Source organism: Acidovorax sp. SUPP2539 (assembly GCF_030158975.1).
Lineage (GTDB): Bacteria > Pseudomonadota > Gammaproteobacteria > Burkholderiales > Burkholderiaceae_C > Paracidovorax.
The window spans coordinates 1-1,289 of the sequence record NZ_BQXJ01000020.1 but is presented as its reverse complement, the minus strand read 5'-3'; the positions used below and the strand labels follow the sequence as shown (position 1 = coordinate 1,289).

Here is a 1,289-nt window from a genome sequence, read left to right as displayed (position 1 = left end):
TCGCGGCTACATTCGGCGCTGGGCTACCTCAGCCCGATGCAATTCGAACAACGCTGGTTGGCGGCGCAGCGTAAATCTGCCGCTTGAGAATCGGGCTATGCACTCCGGTTTTCAGGGGCAACCTCAGACCAGGGTGCTTAGTAAAACTCAAAGCTTCGGCAATATCGGCGGAAGCGTCTAGTTGCAGCGCACGCTTGACCTTGATCCGCTGCAGAAGAAAGCTGCTGCGGTACCTCTCGTTCGCGCCAACCGCAGCGGTTACGGACTCGTCGATCAGCGCTAGTGCTTCCGGAAGCTTGCCCAACGCAAGTTTGACCTGCGACAAATTATGGGCCAGCCAAGGGCGCCCCGGATCGTCGCTGATGGTCTCGAGAATAGCCTCTGCATCGATGAATCGATCCAGCCTGTAGAGCGTCTCACCCCATTTGCGCCGTTGGTAGGCGTTGGGAGACTGGAGAGTCTCAAACGCTTGCAGCGCCTGGCTCAAGTACGTCTCGTTCTCGCTCGCTTGCGCTGCGATCATCATGATTTCGGCGTAAGCGCCTCGGCTCTGATCATCGTCCAGCATCAAGGGGGTAGGCTCAGGCAGGCGCGCCAGCACCCCCTCGACTCGCTCAGGGGCATGCCAGATGAGCGCTCGCACAAAGTTCGCCAGCGAGTGATAGCCCTGCGGAACACCAATCCCGGCGCTGCACAGCGCCTCGCCAAGAAACATCTCCTCGTGTTGGTCGAGAAGCTCTCCCGCCCATGTCTTGCGAGCTAGGTTGAGTGTGTCTCCAAGTGCCAGGAGCAGAGATGGCGAGACGCCTGCGTCCTCTAGCTTTGCGGCAATGATGTCTGTGGCGTATTGCTTTGCCGCCGCATAGCCCTCGGGCCTGAGGCCGAGGGACCTCACCAGCTGGAGCTTGGCATCGTTCAGGGGATAACTGGCGACCACCTCCTGGAATAGCTCCTCGGCTTCGGAATCCCTCCCGAGAGTGCGCAAAACTTTAGCCTGGTGGTGCTTGATCTCAGCCACTTGGCGAGCACTTTGGTCTGCCATGCCAGCGAGCGCTCCGTAGGCTTGCATCACTGAATTGAGCCAGCTGGTGACCGCAACTTCTCCCATGGTGTGCTTAAGAAAGCGCGCCTTAGCTTCGATCGTCTCCAGCACGACCAGGATTGAGGTTGCCCCTGAAAACCGGAGTGCATAGCCCGATTCTCAAGCGGCAGATTTACGCTGCGCCGCCAACCAGCGTTGTTCGAATTGCATCGGGCTGAGGTAGCCCAGCGCCGAATGTAGCCGCGAG

General features: G+C 59.3%; 1 protein-coding gene. It reads right to left on the bottom strand.

The genetic code is table 11. The annotated features are described in order from the left end of the window. Positions 1 to 28: 28 nt before the first annotated feature. Positions 29 to 1,153, bottom strand: a complete 1,125-nt coding sequence (locus AVTE2539_RS26225) for a hypothetical protein (RefSeq protein ID WP_284415246.1) — start codon at positions 1,151 to 1,153, stop codon at positions 29 to 31. Positions 1,154 to 1,289 lie beyond the last annotated feature (136 nt).